3 protein-coding genes are annotated in these 2,621 nt (G+C 63.3%); all 3 read left to right on the top strand.

The genetic code is table 11. The features are described from left to right. The first annotated feature begins 375 nt into the window (after nucleotides 1-375). Nucleotides 376-1,359: a glycosyltransferase gene (locus QXF46_09685; GenBank protein MEM0227133.1), complete on the top strand. Its 984-nt coding sequence runs from the start codon at nucleotides 376-378 to the stop codon at nucleotides 1,357-1,359. Between the two features lie 10 nt (nucleotides 1,360-1,369). Continuing rightward, nucleotides 1,370-2,164 carry a carbon-nitrogen hydrolase family protein gene (locus QXF46_09690; protein MEM0227134.1) on the top strand — a complete coding sequence of 265 codons (795 nt, stop codon included), beginning with the start codon at nucleotides 1,370-1,372 and terminating at the stop codon, nucleotides 2,162-2,164. Next, a partial coding sequence (locus QXF46_09695) for a hypothetical protein (protein MEM0227135.1) occupies nucleotides 2,161-2,621 on the top strand: 461 nt, incomplete at its 3' end. The genes QXF46_09690 and QXF46_09695, both read left to right, overlap by 4 nt.

A 2,621-nucleotide genomic window follows, 5' to 3' on the forward strand; every position in this document is an offset into this window, starting at 1 on the left:
AAGAGGCGTACACCGGGCATAATCCTCCTCCTGCTAGGCCTCCTTCCAGCACCGCTCGGCTACCTGGTTGAGGCTACAGTCCGCTGGCCGTCGGTAGCCGTAGCCGAGTACGCGGGGGCCGTCGTGATCGCAGTGGGCGCTCTCATCGCCGTCGCAGCCCACTGGCGCTAGCTGCGATTGAGGCCCAGCAGGACGGCTACTCGACGATAGCAACGCTGGAGCTCCTGAACCCACCTGCAGGTTAAAAGCCGAGGGCAAGTGGATTTTCCCGATGTATCAGCCAATCAAGCTCTCTTCACACCTCTGAACCAGAAACCCTCATCACTGGCTAATTGGGGCGGTGTCCACTTAAAAGCCTTGAGGGTTTACTCGGGTGTGATCTCCGTCGTCGTTCCGACGAGGAACAACGAGGGTACAATCGTGGAGCTTCTCGAGTCGCTAGCCCGCCAAACTTTGGGGGACTTCGAGGTCATCGTTGCGGACAGCTCGAGCGATCGGACGCCTGAGATCGCTTCGCGCTACCCGTTCGTGAGGGTCGTAAGGGTTCCGCCGGCGGGCATCAACGTGGCGAGGAACGCGGGTTTGAGGGCGGCTAGGGGCGAGATCGTCGCCTTCACGGACGGTGATTGCAGAGCCCCTCCCGACTGGCTCGAGAGCGTAAGGCGGTTCTTCGAGGAGCACCCCGACGCTGTGGCGGTCGGGGGCTCCGTCCTGACCGCGAGGGAAATATCGGGAAGCACTACCGCGCTGTACTACAACGAGGCTCTCTGGCCGATGATGACGATCTATGAGCGGGAGCTGGAGATCACGGCCCGGAACTTCCACAGGGTGAGAGTCCCAAACGGGAACAACATGGCGTTCAAGCGGGAGGTCCTGCTGAGCAACCCGTTCGACGAGGGGATCAAGGGCGGCTACGACGAGGTGGAGCTGCTCTGGAGGCTCTGCAGGGCCGGCTACAGGGTTTACGCGTCCCCAACGATAAGGGTGGAGCACTTCCACGGGGGAGGGTTGGGCAAGATGCTCAAGAGAGCCTTCAGCTACGGGCGGGGCCACACGATGTTTTTCCTGAAGCATAGGAAAGCCCCCCTCGCGCTCTACGGGCTGCTCGGCGCGCTCGCCCTCTACTCCTTCTACGCGTCGGCCGCGCTCCTGGCGGTGATCGGCTTACCCCACCTCCTCCTGATCCCGCCGCTAGCCTACCTAGCTTTGGCTGCCCTCTACCTGGCTAAGGGTAGGGGGCTTCGCTCGCTCGCATACCCGCTGTTCGACATGGCCTTCTACTCGACGATGGCTGCCGGCATGCTCTACGAGCTCGCTAGGAGGGGCCTGCCGGGCAAACGATATAGCCGGAGAGTCTAGGGTGCGCTCGATGAGGATCCGCGTCTTTCAGGTGGCTGTGAAGCCCGAAAAGAGGGAGAACCTGAAGCGCGCACTATCGCTGCTCGACCAGTCGAGCGCAGACCTAAACGTCTTCCCCGAGTACCTGATGGGGGTCGGCAGCGAGGGAGTGACGGCCACCTACGTTCGCTCGCTGGCCGAGCCCCTGGACGGGGAGTTCGCGGGCAGCCTGATCGACAAGTCGAGGGAGAGGGGTTTTGCCGTTGCCTTCACGATGTACCTGCAGGAGGGCGACGGGGTCTACAACGCCGCCGTTCTCGCGGACCGGGGAAGGGTGGCCGCCGTGTACAGGAAGATCCACCTCTTCGACGCGTACGGCTACAGGGAGTCCAGGATCTTCTCACCAGGCTCCGAGCTCGCCGTAGCGGGGATCGGCGAGTTCACGGCTGGGCTAGCCGTCTGCTTCGACTTGCGCTTCCCAGAGATGTTTAGGGCGATGATGCTGAGGGGCGTAGACCTATTCCTCGTACCAGCCGCCTGGTACAAGGGGCCCTACAAGCTGGAGCAGTGGAGGGCTCTCACCGCCGCTAGAGCTCACGAGAACCTCGCCTACCTGGTGGCTGCCAACCAGGTGGGTGAGAGCTTCACGGGCCACAGCGTGGTGGTGAGCCCCTGGGGTTGCCCCTTGGCCGAGCTGGGCGAGAGCGAGGCGTTCGCGGAGGTCGACGTTGAGAAGGGCGAGGTTGAGCAGGCCCGCAGAGCGGTCCCCGTGCGGCAACTTTTAAAGCTCGACCTCTACCATCGCTGGACGAAGGTGGTAGAGTGAGGAAGGCCGCCGTCATCCCCCTGTTCCTCCCCGCCGTTCTGGCTGTCACGCTCGCGGCACCCCAGTTGACTGTGATACTCTACGGCCAGGAGTTCTGCCCTGTCTGCGCTAGGCAGAAGGAGGCCCTGCAGGAGCTGGCCGCCCGGGGCGCCTACATCATTTACCTGGATCTGTCGAACCGGACGGTTGCAGCCGAATTCTACAACCTCTACACGCGTTTGGTCGGTGACACCCCCCTAGTCCCCTTCACGCTCGTCTGCGACGGTGGGAAGCTGGTGGTGGTCGCTGTCGACTACCATGCACCGCAGCAGCTGGTGGAGCTGGTTGAGCAGGCCCGGAGGAGGGGGGAGGTTCTCGTGAGCACGCCGAAGGGGGTGAGAGCCCTCACGGATAGGGAGGCTGTAGCGGAGGCGGAGCGGGCTATCGAGGCGCGGCTATCCGGCGTGGGGTTGCAACC

The organism is Thermofilaceae archaeon, from assembly GCA_038731975.1.
Lineage (GTDB): Archaea > Thermoproteota > Thermoprotei > Thermofilales > Thermofilaceae > JANXEW01.